The following is an 18,695-nucleotide window of genomic DNA, read 5'->3' on the forward strand; positions in this document are numbered from 1 at the left end:
CGATGGCACCATTGACCGAGGTATCGGACACCACTGCAGAGCTGGTGGAATCGCCACCCGAAAATCCGCGCCAGGCGCGGCGATTCCGCAAAGGGCGGTTCAGCCAGGTTCCCCATATCTCGGGATTGATCCTCGGAGTTTTCTCCGTACTGGTGTTCCTGTGGAGCATCTCGCCGGTTCTGCGGCACATCCTCCGCGTCCCACGCGAATACATCGACAGCTACTACTTCGACGCACCGGATACGAGCCTGTCGTGGGCGCTCGTCGTCGCCCTGCTCGCCGCGGCCCTCGCGAGTCGCAAGCGCATCGCCTGGTGGCTGCTGACGATCTACCTCGCGCTGATCACCCTCACCAACATCGCCTCCACAATCGTCGACAAGAACCCGAACAACGCCGTCGCCGCTGTCGTTTTGCTTGTCGTGATCGGAATCCTCATCGCCGCGAGGCCCGAGTTCTACACACGCGTACGACGCGGCGCCGGTTGGAAAGCGCTCGGCGTACTGATCGGCGGCATGGCTGTCGCGACCGTGATCGGTTGGGGCCTTGTCGAACTCTTCCCGGGCGACCTGCCGCAGAACCAACGATTCCTCTGGGCCCTGAACCGCGTCACCGCGGCGGCTTCGGTCGACAACGAGGTGTTCGACGGCCATCCACGCGTCTTCGTCAACACGGTCCTCGGTCTCCTCGGCGCCATCGCACTACTCGCCGCCGTTATGACGCTCTTCCGCGCGCAACGCTCCAACAACGCGCTCACCGGAAACGACGAGTCCGCGATCCGCGGGTTGATCCAGAACTTCGGCGCCGACGACTCCCTCGCCTACTTCGCCACCCGCCGCGACAAGGCCGTCATCTTCGCGCCGAGCGGCAAGGCCGCGATCACGTACCGCGTCGAGATCGGCGTCTGCCTCGCCAGTGGTGATCCCATCGGCGATCCCGAGGCGTGGCCGCACGCCATCGAAGCGTGGCAGGACCTGGCCTCGCAGTACGGCTGGGCGACGGCCGTCATGGGCGCCAGCGAAACCGGGGCGACGGCGTACAAGAAGGCAGGCTTGAGCGTCCTGCAACTCGGCGACGAAGCGATCCTGCGCACCCGCGAGTTCAACCTCAACGGACGCGACATGCGCCCGGTGCGCCAGGCCGTCACCCGCGTCAGGCGCCACGGCGTCACCGTGCGGATGCGACGCCATCGCGACATCCCGCCCGAGGACATGGCGGCCGTCATCATCCGCGCGGACGACTGGCGTGACACCGACACCGAGCGCGGCTTCTCCATGGCGCTCGGCCGACTGGGCGATCACCTCGACGGCGACTGCCTCCTCGTCGAAGCCGTCATGGGCGAAGGCACGGAGGACGAAAGCGTCGTCGGCATGCTTTCGCTCGTGCCGTGGGGACCGAACGGCGTTTCGCTCGACCTGATGCGTCGCAAGCCGACGGCGCCCAACGGAGTCGTCGAATTGATGGTCTCGGAGTTGGCCACACGTTCCGACGAGATCGGCGTCGTGCGGGTCTCGCTCAACTTCGCCGTCTTCCGCTCGGTGTTCGAGGAAGGTTCGCGCATCGGCGCCGGCCCGATCCTCCGTATCTGGCGCTCGGTGCTCGTCTTCTTCTCCCGCTGGTGGCAGCTCGAAGCGCTGTACCGCTCGAACGTGAAGTACCAGCCGGATTGGGAGCCGCGTTTTCTCTGCTTCGAGGACAACCGTGAGCTTCCACGCGTCGGATTCGCGTCGGCCATCGCCGAAGGCTTTGTGGTTCTGCCCAGTTTCGGACGCAAGTCGAGCCAGGTCGTCAAGCACACCGGAACACATGCGGCGGTGCCGGCAGCTCTGGTGACTTCCGAAGGACTGCACGCCGACGGCAGCCCGCCGGACTCGGCGCCGTCGTTCACGACCAACGGTCCGCGTCGACCCGAGCAGGTTCGGGTGCGCATGAACAAGCTCGCGCAACTCGCCGACGAAGGGATCGCCGCCTACCCCGTCGCCTATCCGCCGACCCACACGATTGCCGCCGCAGCGAAGTCGCCGGAGGGCACCCGCGTACGCATCGCGGGACGCCTGCTGAGGGTTCGCGACTACGGCGGAGTCGTGTTCACGGACGTGCGCGACTGGTCCGGCGACATCCAGGTTCTGGTCGACCAGGACAACGTCGGCCGGGAGAAGCTGGCGGAGTTCGCTGCCGAGTTCGATCTCGGTGACCTGATCGAAGTGAGCGGAACCATCGGGCGCAGCCGCAAGGGCGAGCTGTCGCTCATCGCCGTCGAGTGGCGCATGAACGGCAAGTGCCTGCACCCGCTGCCGGACAAGTGGAAGGGCCTCTCGGATCCCGAGACCCGAGTCCGCCAGCGGTACCTCGACATCGCCCTCAACCCGAAGGCCCGCGAACTGCTCGAGGCCCGAAGCGCCGTCGTGAAGTCGCTGCGCGATTCACTCGGTGGTCGCGGATACCTCGAAGTCGAGACCCCGATCCTGCAGCAGGTGCACGGCGGCGCGAACGCCGCTCCGTTCCTGACACACATCAACGCGTACAACCTCGACCTCTATCTCCGCATCGCACCCGAGCTGTACCTGAAGCGTTTGTGCGTCGCGGGTATGGAGAAGGTGTTCGAGATCGGCCGCGTGTTCCGCAACGAGGGCGTCGACTTCAAACACAATCCCGAATTCACGATCCTCGAGGCCTACGAGGCGCACAGCGACTACGAGGGCATGATGCGGATGTGCCGCGAGCTCATCCAAGCCGCGGCCGTCGCAGCGTTCGGGCGCGAAATCATCATGCGACCCGGCCCGGACGGCGAATTGGTCGAGGTCGACATCTCCGGCGAGTGGCCGGTGAAGACGATGCACGGCGCCGTCGCCGAAAAGCTTGGTGTCGACGTCTCCCCCGAGACGAGTCTCGAAGACCTGCAGAAGCTGTGCGACGCCAACGAGATCCCGTACCAGTCCAGCTGGGATACCGGCGCCATCGCGCAGGAGATGTACGAGCACCTGGTCGAGGACTACACGGAGTTCCCGACGTTCTACACCAACTTCCCCACCTCGATGTCTCCGCTCACCCGGCCGCATCGCAGCATCCCCGGCGTTGCCGAGAAGTGGGACCTCGTCGCATGGGGTGTCGAACTGGGAACCGCGTACAGCGAGTTGACCGACCCCGTGGATCAGCGCAACCGGCTCACCGAGCAGTCGATGCTCGCGGCCGGCGGTGATCCAGAAGCGATGGAATTGGACGAGGACTTCCTTCAGGCCCTCGAACACGCGATGCCGCCGACGGGTGGTCTCGGGATGGGCGTCGACCGAATCGTCATGCTGATCACGGGCGGCAGCATCCGCGAGACGCTGGCCTTCCCCCTCGCGAAACCGCGTCAGTAGTCCGGATTCTCACGTGCCGGAATTGTTCCACGTGAAACCACCGGGCGAGATCTTGCAGGTCGGCGAGAGCCGACTGCATGTTCTTGCCGAGGGCGACGGCCCCGTCGTCGTCCTGTGCGGCGGACTGGCGGGCAACTGGTTCGACTGGGATGACTGCGCGCGTCATCTCCAGTCGGACCACACCGTCGTCCGCTTCGATCGCCCGGGCTTCGGACTCAGCGAGCCGTCTTCCGAAGTGCCGACCGTCCGCGGCGAAGCTCAGCGGATCCGCGACGTGCTCGACACTCTGGGATTGGCACGGCCGGCCGTCGTCGTCGGCCACTCCATCGCCGGCTTCTACGCCGAAGGCTTCGCGCGACTGTTCCCCGATCGGGCGGCGGGGATGCTGCTCCTCGATTCCAGTGCCGAGAAAGAACCGAAACGTCTTTTCCCCCGTGACCTGCTGCTGATCGCCTCCCGGGCCGCCGCAGCCTCGTTCAGCACCACCGGGCTCCAACGACTCCTCGGCACCACGACGCGCAAGATCCTCAACCAGTCCGTGCCGCCGAGCGGGTCGTCCGAAGCCACCCTCGAATGGGTCAGGAAGATCTACCGCGAACCTCATTATCTCGAGGCGGCGATGATCGAATACGTCGCGTACACCGATATGGCGCTGGAGCTCACCGCTTTACGACGCTCGAGCAAGCATCCACTGCCCGACATCGACCTCAGCGTCGTCGCTGCACACACTGGCCACACCACTCCCTGGTCCATCGCCTGGATGGCAAAGCAGCAGAAACTCGCCACCTACCTCGGCGGGAGTTTTCACGTCCTGCGCCCGGCGCATCACCACGCGATGATCGATCAGCCCGAGGAGTTGGCGAACTTGATTCGGCGCCTCACGCAGCCGAACCTTCGGGAATGACACTTCAACGTACAACTCGGACAGTAGCCGGATCATTGCTAGGCTCGGACAGCTTCTGCTTTCTACGACAGGCTGGCCATGGATCGTTCGACAACCCGGGTGCGCTCGTCGCTGATCTTCGTCGCCATACTCGTTGTCGCACTCGCCGGCATCGCCGCCCGTCCGCCCGGGTTTCTGTCGACCTTCTGGCCCGCCAACGCGATCCTTCTGGGCATTCTCCTTCGTAACCCACGCTCGTTTGCGCCGATCGGACTCGCTGTCGGCGGCGCCGCGCTGCTGACGGCGGATCTTGCGACCGGAAGCCCCGTGCAGAGGGCCTTCGAACTGAATGCGATCAATCTGGTCGGCGTCACGACAGGATTGATCGCCGCGAACTTGCTCGGCTGTTTTCCGCGGCGGATCTCCGAGACCAAGTACACGACCAGAATCTTCGTCGTCTCGGTTCTGGCGTCGTTCACGGCTGGGTCCGCCAGCGCACTGCGCACTCAACTCCACGAAGGAAGCGGTGCGGGAACGGAATTGGTGGGTTGGTTCTTCGCCGACCTGTGCACCTATCTGATCGTGCTGCCGATCCTTCTTTCCGCACCTCCGCTCGACCACGTCCGTCGTACGTTCGGGCCGTCCGTGCGGCAGAATCTGCGACTTCGACGAGTCGCCCAGATCCTTCTGCCGCTGGCAGCCCTCCTCGCCTGCCTCCCGCTGGCCCTCGAAGTGCAGGGAGCCCTCGCATTGCTGCTTCCGATGCCGGCGCTCTTGTGGTGCGCGATGCGCGTCTCGCTGTTCAGCACTTCGCTCCTCGCGGCTGGGTGGAGCGCGTGGGCGCTGATCATGGCGGGCCAGGGGCGGTTGGCCCTGGCCGATCCGGTTCACCTGCTGAGCGAAGGTGTAACCACCAGAATCTCCGTCATCTTGATGGCGCTCTCCCCCATCGCCGTAGCCGTCGCCACGGGCGCACAGCGACGCGCTGAACGTGAACTCCAACGCATCGCCGAATGCGACGCCCTGACCGGAACGCTGAGCCGACATGCGTTCTGGACCCAGTCGCAGGAACTCCTCGACACCCAACACACAGCGCGAAAATCGATCGCCGTCATGATGCTCGATCTCGACCACTTCAAATCGATCAACGACAACCTCGGCCACCTCACCGGAGATTCGGTCCTCGAACAGTTCGGAAACACCCTCCTCGCCACTACCGAAGGACTGGGACTGTCCGGTCGACTTGGCGGTGAGGAATTTGCCGTCGCCGCCGCCGACTGCACATTCGAGGAAGCAATTGCCCTGGCAGAACGCATCAGGCAGAGACAGGAGGCGCACTCCCGATCCATCCGCGGCTTCGCCGGAACGGTCAGTATCGGAGTCGCCTGGGTAGATCAGGCCATGGCCGAGATGGACGCCCTGCTCGACATCGCCGACACCGCCATGTACCAGGCGAAACGCGAAGGCCGAAACCTCGTGGTGGCCGTCGATCTGTACATGGCAAGGTGACGTGGGTGCAACTACTCCTGATCCGACACGCGCTCCCCGAACTGGCCGAGGTCACCGAAGGCTTCGCCGATCCCTCACTGACCGACGCCGGTCGCGTGCAGGCACTTCGGCTGCCTGCGGCTTTGGCCCCCTACCGGATCACCGGGCTCTTCAGTAGCCCGCAGAAGCGCGCACTCGAGACCGCGGACCCGGTAGCGCAGGCATTGGATCTTCCGGTCACCGAGCTCGAGGGTCTGGCGGAGTACGACTACGAGCAGCCCCACTACATCCCGATGCACGAGGTCTTGGAACGCGCACCGGAAACGTATGCGCGCATCAAGGCCGGATGGCTACCCGAGTCGGTGGACGGCGACGCTTTTCGTGCGCGAGTCCTCGGTGCGATCGACGACGTCGTCGCCGCAACCGACAACAACGCCACCGTGGCGATCTTCTGCCACGGCGGCGTCATCAATATCGTTCTGCAGGAACTACTCGGGCTGGAGCGTCCGTTGACCTTCCCGATCGAGTACGTGTCCGTCACGCGAATTCTTGTTTCCCGGGACGGAAGCCGCAGGGTCGGGTCGATCAACGAAACCGGTCACGTACGCAACATGCTTCGCGTGTAGTCACACGTTGTGGCACGCCACCTGATGACCGCCCTGGACGAGACGAAGTTCGGGAACTTCCTCGGCGCAGAGATCCGTGGCCAGCGGGCACCGCGTGCGGAACCGGCAGCCGCTGGGCGGATTGAGCGGCGACGGCAGCTCGATGACCTTCTGCTCGACGTTCTGCGCTGCGGTGACGGTGGCATCAGGATCGGGAATCGACGACAGCAGTAGCTGCGTGTACGGGTGCAGCGCGCGGTTCTGCATGTCTTCTGCGGGAACGATTTCGCAGACGCGGCCCAAGTACATGATCATCACGCGGTCGCTGATGTTCTTCACGACGGCCATGTTGTGCGCGATGAACAGCAAAGACAGCCCGTGACGCTTCTTCGCATCCTCGAGCAGGTTCAGAATCTGCGCCTGCACGGAGACGTCGAGGCTCGAGACCGGCTCGTCACAGATCAGGACTTTGGGATCGAGCATCAATGCGCGGGCGATGCACACACGCTGGCACTGTCCGCCCGAGAGTTCCCGCGGGGTCCGGTCCCACACCATGTCCGGGTCCAACCCGACCTCGGCAAGAACCTCGCGTGCCCGAGCTTCGATGGCGGCCTTGTCTTTTCCGCCCCAGATCGACGGACCCTCGGTGATGAGCGCCTTGACCTTGCGACGCGGGTTCAGGGAGGAGATCGGATCTTGGAAGATCATCTGCAACTGAGTGCGACTGCGACGCAGTTCTTCCGCGCCCAGTGCCGTCATTTCCGTCTCTCCGAGGCGAATGGAGCCCGACGTCGGTGAGGGCAACTGCATGATCGCCCGGCCCGCCGTGGACTTGCCACAGCCGGATTCACCGACAACGCCCAAGGTTTCACCCGGAGCGACGGTGAAGCTGATCCCGGACACGGCATGAACGGTCTGCCCCTTGCCGACGTTGAATTCGACAACCAGGTCCTCGACCGTCAGGGCCGCGTCCACCGTCTCGGGCTTTCTGGTTTCGGTTGCTGCAGTCATCAGACCATCTCCTTCACCGCGAGCGAGAGGCCCGCTGCGGTAGTGCCGGCCTTCTCGTTGGCGACCAATGCCGTTGTGCCTTCAGGGGTGTCGACCGGGTAGTGGCACGCGAACGTGTGACTTTCGGTTGTGTTGTCTCCCAGACCACCGGGAGCCAGAGCCGGTTCGCCGGTCAGGCAGTCGTCCTGGGCATACCGGCAGCGAGCGGCGAAGCGGCAACCGGTGATCGGCTTCGTCATGTCCGGCAGTCCACCCGGAATTGTCTGCAGCACTGTGTGCGTCGGCGATTCGAGTCGCGGAATCGCGGCCATCAGCGCTTCGGTGTACGGGTGGCGCGGACGAGTGAACAACTCCTCGGTGGCCGACGTTTCCACGACGGAACCGGCGTACATGACGGCGACACGATCCGACCGTCCCGAGACCACACCGAGGTCGTGGCTGATCAGGATGACGGCCATGTTGAGCTTGTCGTTGAGCGAGGCGAGCAGGTCGAGGATCTGCTTCTGCACGGTCACGTCGAGAGCTGTGGTCGGCTCGTCCGCGATCAGCAGTTTCGGCTCGCAGGCCAGGGCCATCGCGATGACCACACGCTGACGCATACCGCCCGAAAGTTCGTGGGGGTACTGATCGAGCCGACGCTTGGGCTCGGGGATACCCACCATCGACAGGAGTTCCGCAGCGCGATCGCGGGCCGCGTCCTTCTTCAGACCCAGGTGGAACTTCAAGGATTCGGTGATGTGGGTACCGATGCGCTTGAACGGATTGAGCGAGGTCATCGGATCCTGGAAGACCATGGCGATCTCGGGTCCCCAGAAGTGCTTCATCTCCGACTTCTTCATGGTCGACATGTCGCGGCCGGCAAACGTCACCGTCCCGCTGATGTCCAGAGCCGGACCCTTCTGCAGCAGACCCATGATGGTGCGTCCGAGAACCGACTTGCCGGAACCGGATTCACCCACGATACCGAGAGTTTCACCGGCGGAAACGTGGATCGAGACACCGTCGACTGCTCGCAACTGGCCACGCGGAGTGGCGAATACGGTCCTGATGTTGTCCGCCTGCAGTAGCGGAACGCCGTTCTGAACTGAAGTGGTCACAGCTTACTCCGATACTTCTCGCCGATGAGGTTGAAGGAGAACACCGTCAGGAAGAGGAAGACGCCGGGAACCAGAACGATGAACGGATGCTTCTCCACGATCCCGCCCTGGCCTTCCGCAATCATGTTGCCCCAGGTCGGATCAGGTTGTGCGATACCGAGTCCGAGGAAGCTGAGTGATGCTTCCGCGACAATCAGGCCGGAGACGGCCACCAGGCCGAGCGCGGCGACCGGAACGAGGACGTTGGGAACCAACTCGCGCCAGATGACGCGCCATTTGGTGGCGCCCATGGCCCGCGCGGCAAGCACGAACTCCCGTTGGGCGACGACGATGGTGTTGGCCCTGGCGATTCGAACCATGCTGGGAATGCAGAGAATCGAGAGTGCGAGGGTGATGTTGCGCAGGTTCGACGTGAGCACCGCGGCCAGTGCGATCAACAGCACCAGAGAAGGAATGGCCAGCAGCGAGTTGGTCAGGATTCCGACGACTGCGTCGACCTTGCCGCGGAAGTAACCGGCCATGACGCCGATGGTGCCGCCGATGATCATGCCGATCAGTACGGCGCAGATGGCCACGGTCAAGGATGCCCTGGCACCGAACAAAGCGCGGGCAAGCAGGTCGAGACCGAAGTTGTTGGTACCCAACGGGTGATCGGAGAGCAGGCTCGGCGAGGCGAAGCCCGGCTCGGCCAAGGTCTTGACCGTGTCCTTGTACTCACCGAGCGGCAGCAGCGGTGCGAAGATCGCGGCCAGGATCAGCGCGGCCAGCCAGATGCATGCCAACCAGTACGAGAGATCGAACTGACTGCCCCACTTGGACGTACCGAGCTTGCCGAGACCCTTGAAGAGGAAAACCAGGGCAACGAGCGCGAGCACGATGCGGACGGTCATCATGATGGCCGAACCGAAGAGTGCGGTGCCGAGCAGCGCAACGCCGATCACCGTGAGAATCGATCCGATCAGGACCAGATTCTTGGGCTGTTCCAACGTCTCGACGGGACCGGGAGCCAGCAGGACTGTCTGCTGCCGGTATGTCATCACCTCGGACGGGGCCGGCGACGGGGCCGCTCCGTCTGGCGTCACTTCAGACATGGACACGACGACTCCTCGGGTCAAGATAGGTGTACAGAACATCGATCGCACTGTTGACGAGGACGTAGATGACCGCGATCACGACCACCGCGCCAAGCAGCATCGGCGAATCACCTTGCTGCGCTGCGCGGACGATGAGCGTGCCCATTCCGGGCAACGAGAACAGCGTCTCGACGATCACGGTGCTGCCGATCATGCCGCCGAGAGCCAGACCCATCATCGTGATGAGCGAGAACGACGACGGTCGGAGCGCGTCACTGAAAAGCACTCGCAGCGTGGGCATTCCCTTCGCCTTCGAAGCGAGGATGTAATCCTCACGGAGCGTCGTCACCAGATCGGATCGGAGAACGCGAGTGAACATCGCCATCTCGAGGAGGCTGATGGTGATAGCCGGGAGTATTGCGTGTGAGAGGTTTCCGGAGAGGCTGTCCCCGATGCGCACCCACTGTGATCGCGGGAACCAGCCGAGCCAATTGACGGTGACCATGATCAGCAACAGACCGGCGAGGAAGCTCGGGACGGAAAGAACACCGAACGTCGCGGCGCTGATGACGCGGTCGATGACGCCGCCTTCGTGGTGCGCCGACCAGAGTGCGAGCGGCACGGCGACGACGAGTGCGATGACCAGACCCATCACGGCCAACTGAACGCTGACGGGCAGTGCCGAGCCGATCGCAGTCAGAACGTCCTGCTGCGGGGGAACAAGCGAATTACCGAGGTCGCCCTGGAGAGCGCTGGTCAGCCAGTCCCAATAGCGAACCAGGAGTGGATCGTTGAGCCCGAGCTGCTGCCGAACTTCCTCGTACTCGGCGGGCGTTCGGCCTTCACCTAGAACGGAGACAGCAGGATCGCCGGGGATCAGTGATGCCAGCACGAAGGTTCCGAAGCTGACGATCAGGATCACAATGACGAGCTGGCCCAATTTCTTACCTATTGCGCCGATGTTCATCGATTTCGTCTCCTTCGGACAGCGAGCTCGCAATACACAGCAGTTCCTCTGATTTCAGGTCTTGGTTCAAGCTCTCCAGGACTTCAGGCTCTCTAGGACTTCCAAGCTCCGTCGAAGAGCACGATTCCGTCGAGGCTCTGCTCGAGACCGTGAATGTTCTGGTTCCAGACGTCGAGTGCGGCGACGTTGCCCCACACCTGCCACGGGACGGTCTCGTTGGCGCGTTCCTGAATCTGTGCCAGGACTGCCTTCTTGTCGTCGTCGGTGGTTGCGACGCCCAACTTGTCCAGGAGAGCGTCCATTTCGGCGTCGGAGTAGCCGGTGGCGTTGTTACGGCCGCCGGACTTGATGCCCGTGTACAGACGCTCGTAGGGATCGGCCTCGGCGAGGCTCAGTGCTGCGGTGCTCATGTCGTAGTCGTGATCGGCATACATCCGCTTGACCAGATCACCTGCACCGGTGACGTATTCGATCTGAGCGTCGAATCCGACAGCGTTGAGCATTGCCTGGATGGCCAGAGCCGTTGCCTGGGCGGACGGTTCCTGGATGGAGAGGAAGGTGATCTTTCCGTCGTAGCCGTCGGCCTTGGCCTGATCGAGCAGTTCCTTCGCCTTGGCGGGATCGACGCCGATCGGTGCGACGTCGTTGTGCCAGCGCGAGGTGTCCTGGAAGATCTCCTGGCCGGGCAGTCCCTTGCCGTTGTTGACGCGGGTGTTGAGCGTCTCCGGATCGACGGCAAGCGCCATCGCCTGGCGGACACGAACATCCGAGCCCGGGCGACCCGGGGCCATGTTCACGTTGGCGATGTAACCGAGCGACGGGATGTCGACGAAGCCGGGGTAACCCGACTCGATCAGATCCAGGATCGGGGTGAGCGTACGCATGTACGCGGCGTCGATGCCGCCCGTCTTGAGGGCTTCAGCGGTGGGCTGAGCGCCGACGATGCTGATCAGCTTGAGCTTGTCGATGTTCGGTGCGCCGTCGTAGTAGTCGGGGCGAGCAGCCAAGAGCAGTTCCTCGTTGGGAGCGAACTTCTCGAGAGTGAACGCGCCCGCACCGATCGGGGTGAACTGGTCACCCTGCTGCGCGCTCGGGGCGACGATCATGCCGGGTCCGGTAGCGAGCATCGACTGGATGCCCGTCCACGGATCAACGAGGTTGAAGACGACAGTCGTCGCGTCGGGGGTGTCGATCGAGGCAACCTTGGAAGCCCACAGGCTCGACTGCGGTCCCTTGTTGGTGACGTAGCGGTTGATGCTGTCCGCCACTGCCTTGGAATCGAAAGCTGTTCCGTCGCTGAATTTCACACCGTCGCGGAGCTTCAGCGTCCAGGTCTTGCTGTCCGAACTCGCTTCGAGCGACTGGGCGAGCTTGGGCTCGAACTTCTGCCCGATGGGGTCGTAGCGCATGAGCACGTCGTAGATGGCGCTGAGCTCGCTGCCGCCGGTGGCGCCGGCAACCTGAGCCTTCGCGGGATCGAGAGTCGTGACCGCCGAGTAGCCGCTGAACGTCAGCGTGCCGCCCTTGGTGGGAGTGCCGGGGTCGGCCTGCTCGTTGACCATGCCGATCTTCAGCGAGGAACCGGAATCAGCGGATTCGCCGCCGCCATTGCTCGAGCCGTTGTCGGCGCACGACGCCAGGAACATACTTGCGGTGATCGCCAGCGCAGCCGCAGCCAATCTGCGACTTCCGCGGCGGGAACTACGACTCATTCGAATGCCTCCAAGGCGGGGTAAGACCGTGACGTGATGTTGAACACGAAACAGTCTGTGACGGGAGGCACAGAAAATTGGATCGAGTCTCGCTCAGTGGAATCGGTTAAGTTGCAGGCCTCAACGGCCAGGTAAACCGACCCTGGCCAGCGATTACCCTCACCGACATCAGACCAGCCGGTCTAGTCCCGGTCGAGCGTGGCTTCCTCGAGATCGAGCTCTCGAAGTACCTTGCGGAGAACCTCGTCGTCGATCCGGCCGGCATCGCGCTCGGCGATGAACACACCTCGCTCGGCATCGATCATCTCGAGGCGCAGCGAGCGGAAGGCGTTCGACGGGCTCTCCCCCAGATCCTCGTCGCTGCGTCCCAGTCGCTCCCACGCCGAGTTCGCACGGTGGGTGTTCCAGCTTCGCAAGATGTCCGCGGCGCGATTGCGGACCCGAGGGACGTCGTCGGCGTCTGCTCCGACCAATTCGTCCAGACGCGCTGCAGCGGCGCGCGCAGCCTTGTCCTGAGCCGCCGCCTCGGCGCGTGCGTCGGACTGCTCCTCGTCTCCTTGCACACCGAGGACACGGATGACCCACGGCAACGTCAGGCCGTGCAGCAGCAGCGTGCCGACCACGACGACAAACGTCAGGAACAGGATCAGCGAACGGCCCGGGAAGTCTTCACCACTGTTGACCGTCAACGGAATGGCGAAGGCAGCAGCCAGCGACACGACCCCTCGCATACCGGCCCACGACACGACGAACACTGCCCGCGCCGAAATCTCCGGCTCCCTCGCTCGGATACGGGGCGACAGCCAACGCGGTACATACGTGAACGGGAACACCCAGGCGATCCGCACCACCACGACGGTCACGAGCACGGCAATCGACGCCCAGACGACGATCGAGGTGCTGTACCCCTGCAATCCGTTGACAACACTGGGCAATTGGAGCCCGATCAACAGGAAGACGAACGATTCCAGGATCAGGTCGACGGCCTTCCACACTGCCGTGTCCTGCAAGCGCGTCGCATAACTCGCGCGCGTGGAGCGCTGGCCGAGGAACAATCCGGCTACGACGACCGCGATGACGCCCGACGCGTGGACCTCTTCTGCAGCCAGGTAGGTGAAGAACGGCACCACCAATCCGATTCCACTCTCCATCACCGGATCCTGCAGTTTGCCGCGGACCTTCGAGATGACAAAGCCCACCGCGAGGCCGATCACCGTTCCACCAACCGCTGCGACGAGGAAGGTCTCGAAGCCGCCGATCAGTGTCGCACCGGTACCCACCGCCGCCGCGAGAGCGACCTTGTAGGCCGTCAGAGCGGTGGCGTCGTTGAGCAGGCTCTCCCCGCCCAGCAGGGTCATGATTCGGCGCGGCAGACCGAGCTTGCGTCCGATTGCGCTCGCGGACACCGCGTCCGGCGGCGCCACGATGGCGCCGAGAACCAGTGCGGCCGCAATCGAGAACTCCGGCACGATCAGGTAGGCGACAAAGCCCACCGCTGCCGTCGTCGCCAGGGGCAGCCCCACTGCGAGAAATCCGATCGGACGCAGATTGGACCGCAGTGCCAGGTATGAACTGTCCAGCGCCGCCGAGTACAGAAGTGGAGGCAACACGACGAACAGGACGAGGTCCGGATCGAGCTCCAACTCCGGAACACCGGGTATCTGGCAGGCGATCAAACCGACCAGGACAAGGATCAGCGGCGAAGACAATCCGAACCTTCGCGCGACCGCCGCCACCAGCAACGCCGCTACTACAACCCCCAGTAATATGCCGTTCACTCTGGCAGCATGCAGTATGGAAGGCGATGAAGAAAATCCTGAAGCGAGCAGCAGCTCGCACACAGCAGCCCGCACCCGCTCCGACCGGTTGCGAGGAACTAACCAATGCGCCCGAAACGGACCCGGCGGCGCTGACGCCCGGCGTCTGCCAGGAGTGCGCCGAGTTGGGCGAGGATAACTGGTCTCACCTGCGCATGTGCCTGTCCTGCGGCCACGTCGGGTGCTGCGATTCCAGCCCCCATCAGCACGCGACCAACCACTACCGCGACACCGCGCACCCGGTCATGCGCTCGCACGAGCCCGGCGAATCCTGGCGCTGGTGCTACGTCCACGATCTGATGGATTGAGCGCGCACGACTCGCAGTGCACTGCGCATAGTGCCCACCTCGCACGGCGCACAGGCCTCGGTGTTGCGCACATTGCTCAACCCACTGGGTAGCTATTGCCCAATCTGTATGCCGATGATGGACTTTGACGCAGAATCTGCACAACAGATCGACAGGTGCGGCTGGACTTTGCCGCGCCGAACGGTTCGGCCTCAGGAAGTCCTGCCAAACATCACAACCACATCGTCGGCCCCATGATCTGGGGTACAGGCGGTGTGGCGATCGATGTCAACTATTGAAGGCAGGACCGGCCGTGAACAGCCCCAGCATCAACCAGAACGCTCCCGAGCCACTGGCGGAGATCGAGAAGCGCGTTCTGTGGTTGTCGACCGCGATGATCCATCACGCCAACCGTGTCCGTCCGAATCCCAGTGGGCTCAAGGTCGGCGGCCACCAGGCCTCGTGCGCGTCGATGGTCTCGATCATGACGTCGCTGTGGTTCGGCCAACTTCGTTCCGGCGACCGGGTTTCCGTCAAGCCGCACGCGGCTCCAGTGCTCCACGGCATCAACTATCTGCTCGGTGAACTCGACGAGTCGTACCTGACAACGCTGCGCGAGTTCGGGGGCCTGCAGAGCTACCCGAGTCGATCAAAAGATCCCGATCCGGTGGACTATTCGACCGGATCGGTGGGAATCGGTGCGACGGCTCCCATCTGGGGCGCCATCGCACGCCGATACGTCGACGCCTCCCTCGGCGGCGCCGGAACCGGGCGTCAGTACTCCCTTGTCGGTGACGCCGAACTCGACGAGGGCGCGGTGTGGGAAGCAGTTCTCGATCATTCGGTCGCCGAACTGGGTGAGATCGTGTGGATCGTCGACCTCAACCGCCAATCGCTCGACCGGGTGGTGCCGAACATCGCGGCAACCCGCCTGGAGCGCATGTTCTCGGGCGCCGGCTGGCAGGTCATCACCGTGAAATTCGGCGCGCTCCTGGAATCGCTGTTCACCCGGCCGGGCGGCACCGCGTTGCGCGAACGAATCCTGGACATGCCGAATCCGGAGTACCAGCGTCTGCTGCGATGCACGGCCGACGAGGTCCGTCTGAGGCTGCCCGGCGACGCGGCGGACGCCGACGCGATCACGTCGCTGATCAACGACCTCGACGACGCCACGGTGCTCGAGGCCATCCGCAATCTCGGTGGCCACGACCTCGACGCTCTGCGAGAGGCGTACGCGCAGATCGACGACACCCGCCCCACCGTGATCATCGCGTACACGATCAAGGGCAGGGGTCTGCCGACGCAGGGCCATCCGCAGAACCACTCGTCGCTGCTCACCGCCGAGCAGTACGAGATTCTGGCGGCGGAACTCGGCATGGATCCGTCGAAGCCCTGGGAACGGTTCGAGGCGGACGGCCCGTCTGGCCGCATCTGCGCCGAAACCGCTGGGCGCCTGGCTCGCCCGAAGGTGGAGCATCTGATGCCCCCGGCAGTTCCGAAAGACATCGGCCGTACCCCCTCCGGCACATCCACCACTCAGGCAGCTCTCGGTCGGGTGCTACTCGACCTCAGCCGAGAGGCGCCGGACGCCGCGAAACGTGTTGTCACACTGAGCCCGGACGTCAGTTCCACCACCAACCTGGCAGGGTGGCTGAACAAGGTCGGGGTCTGGTCCCCCAACGAGCGGCACAACTGGTTTGCCGACGACGCCGAAACGATCATGCACTGGCGTGAGAAGCCCACCGGTCAGCACATGGAACTCGGTATCGCCGAGACCAACCTGGTCGGACTGATGGGCGAACTCGGTGCAACCTGGAGTCGCTGGGGCCAGCCGCTCTTCCCGATCGGCGTGATGTACGACCCCTTCATCGAGCGGGCTCTCGAACCGTGGTCGTACGGCATCTACGCCGGTGGACAGTCGATCATGGTCGGCACTCCGTCGGGCGTCACCCTGGCAGCCGAAGGCGGTGCGCACCAGTCGATCAAGACTCCGTCCATCGGACTCGAACAGCCGGGGTGCGTCAGTTTCGAACCGGCCTTCGCCGTCGACGTGGAGTGGACGCTCCTCGACAGCATCGGACGCCTGGGTCGCCCCGACGGCAGCTCGTCGTATCTGCGTCTGTCGACCCGTCCGGTCGATCAGGCCTTGGCCGCGGTGCCGACCGATCCGGCTGCGCGAGAACGCCGCCGACGTCAGGTGGTGGCCGGCGCGTACACCCTGCGGCACAACCCTGATCCGGCCATCACCCTGGTCGGCATGGGTGCCACCGTCACCGAAACACTTGTCGCCGCCGAAAGACTGGGCGAGCAAGGCATTTCCGCCGACGTCGTGTGCGTGACCAGCCCCGGATTGCTTTTCGAAGCACTCCAGTCTCGGCGCGGTCTCGCGGACGGTCCGTCGTGGATCCTGGATCAGGTCTTTCCGAGTAGCCGGTCAGCGCCGATGGTGACCGTTCTCGACGGGCACCCGCACACCCTCGCGTTCCTGACGGGAATCAACAACGTTCCGGGTGCTGCGCTCGGAGTGAGCCGGTTCGGTCAGGTCGGTTCACTCGAAGACGTCTACCGGTACCACGGACTCGACTCCGACAGCATCGTCCGCGCTGCCCTCGATCTCACTTCTTGATCGATCACACTCTCCGATGCCGAGAAGCGTCCCCGCAGGGACGCTTCTCGGGTTTGGTCAGTTCTTCAGTTCTTCAGAGGCCTTCAGTTCTTCCAGGCCTTGTCGAAGAACATGATTCCGTCGAGACTCTGCTGAATGCCGTGGACGTTCTGTCCCCACACACCGAGCCACGGAGTGTTGCCGTAAACCTGCCACGGCACAACCTCATTGGCGCGCTCCTGAATCTTGGCGAGTACCTCGATCTTCGCGTCGTTCGACGTCGCTACACCCAGCTGGTCGAGCAGCGTATCCATCTCCGGATCGGAGAAACTCGCGGCGTTGTTTCGCCCACCGGTCTTGAGGTTCGAGTACAGACGCTCGAACGGATCGGCTTCCGCGAGGTTGGCGGAACCTGTTGCCATGTCGAAGTCGCGGTCGGCGTACAAACGCTTGACGACGTCGGCAACCGAGTTGACGTACTCGATCTGGAAATCGAAACCGACGGCGTTGGCCATCGACTGCAACGCCAGAGCCATCGCCTGCGCCGAATTCTCCTGCAGCGTCAGGTATGTGATCTTGCCGTCGAAACCGTCGGCCTTGGCCTCGTCGAGAAGCTGCTTCGCCTTGGCGGTGTCTACGCCGATCGGAGCGACGTCGTTGTGCCAGCGAGAGGTGTCCTGGAAGATGACCTGGCCGGGTAGACCCTTACCTTCGTTGAGTCGGTTGTCGAGAGCGACGGGATCGGTCGCGAGCGCCAATGCCTGACGCACTCGCACGTCGGCACCGGGACGACCGGGAGCCGTGTTGACGAGCGAGAGGTACGACAGCGACGGGATGTCGACGAAGCCCGGGTAGCCGGAGTCGATCAGATCCAGGACGTTCGGAAGCGAACGCATGTACGCGACGTCGGTGCCGCCGCTCTTGAGCGATTCGGTGGTGGACTGTGAACCGACGATGCTGATCAACCGCAGCTTGTCCACGTTCGGGGCACCGTCGAAGTAGTCTTCCCGAGCATCGAGGATCAATTCCTCGTTGGGAGCGAACTTCTCGAGGGTGAACGCGCCCGCGCCGATCGGGGTGAACTGATCGCCCTGCTGGGCGCTCGGCGCGACGATCATGCCGGGGCCGGTGGAGAGCAGTGACTCGATACCGGTCCACGGGTCGACGAGATTGAAGACGACCGTCGACGGATCCGGAGTGTCGACTGACGCGACCTTCGACGCGTACAGACTCGACTGCGGTCCCTTGTTGGTGACGTAGCGATTGAGGCTCGCCGAGACGGCCGCCGAATCCACCGGCGTCCCGTCGCTGAACTTCACACCGTCGCGCAGTTCGAGAGTCCACGTCTTGAAGTCGGAACTCGGTTCCATCGACTCCGCGAGTTTCGGAACAAATTCCTTCGACGCCGGGTCGTAGCGCAGCAGGGTGTCGTAGATGGCGCCCAACTCCGAACCGGCGACCGAACCGGCGATCTGCGTCTTCGCAGGGTCGAGATTCGTGACAGCGGAGTACCCGCTGAACGTGAGCGTGCCGCCCTTGACCGCGTCACCCTCGCCGGACTGCTCGTTGACCGGGCCGATGGACAACCCTGAACCGGAATCCGGTGCGTCGCCGCTCCCACCTCCGTTCCCGCTGTCAGCGCACGACGAGACGAACAGGCCGGCGGAGACAGCCAGCGCGACGGCGGCAACCTTGCGGTGACCGCGCCGAGAACTGCGACTCATTCAAAACCTCCAGGTCAGAAACTGTGATGTGAAGCATTGTCGAGACAGTTTGTGATGTAAGGCACAG

Annotated in this window: 13 protein-coding genes; 6 read left to right on the forward strand and 7 right to left on the reverse strand. The window is 63.8% G+C overall.

The window, feature by feature from the left end; all coding sequences use genetic code 11:
• The first annotated feature begins 2 nt into the window (after positions 1–2).
• The 4 genes from lysX to AC1DWA_RS07450 all read left to right on the forward strand — a co-directional run bounded on the left by lysX (position 3) and on the right by AC1DWA_RS07450 (position 6,356).
• Entirely contained in the window at positions 3–3,359 is a 3,357-nt protein-coding gene (gene lysX / locus AC1DWA_RS07435) for a bifunctional lysylphosphatidylglycerol synthetase/lysine--tRNA ligase LysX (protein WP_019746266.1), read from the forward strand.
• A 13-nt stretch (positions 3,360–3,372) separates the two neighbouring features.
• Complete coding sequence (locus AC1DWA_RS07440; protein WP_477846510.1) at positions 3,373–4,263, forward strand: alpha/beta fold hydrolase; 891 nt, start codon at positions 3,373–3,375, stop codon at positions 4,261–4,263.
• 78 nt (positions 4,264–4,341) lie between these two features.
• Positions 4,342–5,751: a GGDEF domain-containing protein gene (locus AC1DWA_RS07445; RefSeq protein ID WP_019746264.1), complete on the forward strand. Its 1,410-nt coding sequence runs from the start codon at positions 4,342–4,344 to the stop codon at positions 5,749–5,751.
• A gap of 5 nt (positions 5,752–5,756) precedes the next feature.
• Positions 5,757–6,356, forward strand: a complete 600-nt coding sequence (locus tag AC1DWA_RS07450; RefSeq protein WP_031330982.1) for a histidine phosphatase family protein — start codon at positions 5,757–5,759, stop codon at positions 6,354–6,356.
• Here AC1DWA_RS07450 and AC1DWA_RS07455 read toward each other — a convergent pair whose 3' ends face one another.
• The 6 genes from AC1DWA_RS07455 to AC1DWA_RS07480 form a co-directional block, all read right to left on the reverse strand.
• On the reverse strand, positions 6,357–7,346 hold the full coding sequence (locus AC1DWA_RS07455) for an ABC transporter ATP-binding protein (RefSeq protein WP_021332638.1): 990 nt from the start codon (positions 7,344–7,346) through the stop codon (positions 6,357–6,359).
• Positions 7,346–8,443, reverse strand: coding sequence for an ABC transporter ATP-binding protein (locus tag AC1DWA_RS07460; RefSeq protein ID WP_020905655.1), 1,098 nt, complete (start codon positions 8,441–8,443; stop codon positions 7,346–7,348). The genes AC1DWA_RS07455 and AC1DWA_RS07460 overlap by 1 nt, the downstream gene beginning before the upstream one ends.
• Positions 8,440–9,534 carry an ABC transporter permease gene (locus tag AC1DWA_RS07465; protein ID WP_020968023.1) on the reverse strand — a complete coding sequence of 365 codons (1,095 nt, stop codon included), beginning with the start codon at positions 9,532–9,534 and terminating at the stop codon, positions 8,440–8,442. Before AC1DWA_RS07465 ends, AC1DWA_RS07460 begins: the two co-directional genes overlap by 4 nt.
• Positions 9,527–10,483 carry an ABC transporter permease gene (locus AC1DWA_RS07470; RefSeq protein ID WP_019746259.1) on the reverse strand — a complete coding sequence of 319 codons (957 nt, stop codon included), beginning with the start codon at positions 10,481–10,483 and terminating at the stop codon, positions 9,527–9,529. Before AC1DWA_RS07470 ends, AC1DWA_RS07465 begins: the two co-directional genes overlap by 8 nt.
• 92 nt (positions 10,484–10,575) lie before the next feature.
• Positions 10,576–12,195 carry an ABC transporter substrate-binding protein gene (locus AC1DWA_RS07475; protein WP_477846511.1) on the reverse strand — a complete coding sequence of 540 codons (1,620 nt, stop codon included), beginning with the start codon at positions 12,193–12,195 and terminating at the stop codon, positions 10,576–10,578.
• 182 nt (positions 12,196–12,377) lie between these two features.
• A complete protein-coding gene (locus AC1DWA_RS07480) occupies positions 12,378–13,973 on the reverse strand; it encodes a Na+/H+ antiporter (RefSeq protein WP_019746257.1) in 1,596 nt (531 codons plus the stop codon).
• A gap of 26 nt (positions 13,974–13,999) precedes the next feature.
• Here AC1DWA_RS07480 and AC1DWA_RS07485 point away from each other — a divergent pair, with 26 nt between their 5' ends.
• Together AC1DWA_RS07485 and AC1DWA_RS07490 are read left to right on the forward strand one after the other, a co-directional pair.
• Entirely contained in the window at positions 14,000–14,320 is a 321-nt protein-coding gene (locus AC1DWA_RS07485) for a UBP-type zinc finger domain-containing protein (RefSeq protein ID WP_019746256.1), read from the forward strand.
• A 292-nt stretch (positions 14,321–14,612) separates the two neighbouring features.
• The gene (locus tag AC1DWA_RS07490; protein WP_477846512.1) at positions 14,613–16,925 is read left to right on the forward strand and encodes a transketolase-like TK C-terminal-containing protein; all 2,313 of its coding nucleotides are present in this window, start codon (positions 14,613–14,615) and stop codon (positions 16,923–16,925) included.
• An 83-nt stretch (positions 16,926–17,008) separates the two neighbouring features.
• Here AC1DWA_RS07490 and AC1DWA_RS07495 read toward each other — a convergent pair whose 3' ends face one another.
• A complete protein-coding gene (locus AC1DWA_RS07495; RefSeq protein ID WP_070796710.1) occupies positions 17,009–18,628 on the reverse strand; it encodes an ABC transporter substrate-binding protein in 1,620 nt (539 codons plus the stop codon).
• Between the last annotated feature and the right edge of the window lie 67 nt (positions 18,629–18,695).

It is taken from the genome of Rhodococcus sp. P4_F3_2 (genome assembly GCF_056401335.1).

Excerpts from the sequence above, each read along its gene's own strand:
- AC1DWA_RS07485 (WP_019746256.1), top strand. The coding sequence starts at position 14,000 with ATGAAGAAAATCCTGAAGCGAGCAGCAGCTCGCACACAGCAGCCCGCA.
- AC1DWA_RS07465 (WP_020968023.1), bottom strand. The coding sequence starts at position 9,534 with ATGTCTGAAGTGACGCCAGACGGAGCGGCCCCGTCGCCGGCCCCGTCC.
- lysX (WP_019746266.1), top strand. The coding sequence starts at position 3 with ATGGCACCATTGACCGAGGTATCGGACACCACTGCAGAGCTGGTGGAA.
- AC1DWA_RS07495 (WP_070796710.1), bottom strand. The coding sequence starts at position 18,628 with ATGAGTCGCAGTTCTCGGCGCGGTCACCGCAAGGTTGCCGCCGTCGCG.
- AC1DWA_RS07455 (WP_021332638.1), bottom strand. The coding sequence starts at position 7,346 with ATGACTGCAGCAACCGAAACCAGAAAGCCCGAGACGGTGGACGCGGCC.
- AC1DWA_RS07445 (WP_019746264.1), top strand. The coding sequence starts at position 4,342 with ATGGATCGTTCGACAACCCGGGTGCGCTCGTCGCTGATCTTCGTCGCC.
- AC1DWA_RS07470 (WP_019746259.1), bottom strand. The coding sequence starts at position 10,483 with ATGAACATCGGCGCAATAGGTAAGAAATTGGGCCAGCTCGTCATTGTG.
- AC1DWA_RS07475 (WP_477846511.1), bottom strand. The coding sequence starts at position 12,195 with ATGAGTCGTAGTTCCCGCCGCGGAAGTCGCAGATTGGCTGCGGCTGCG.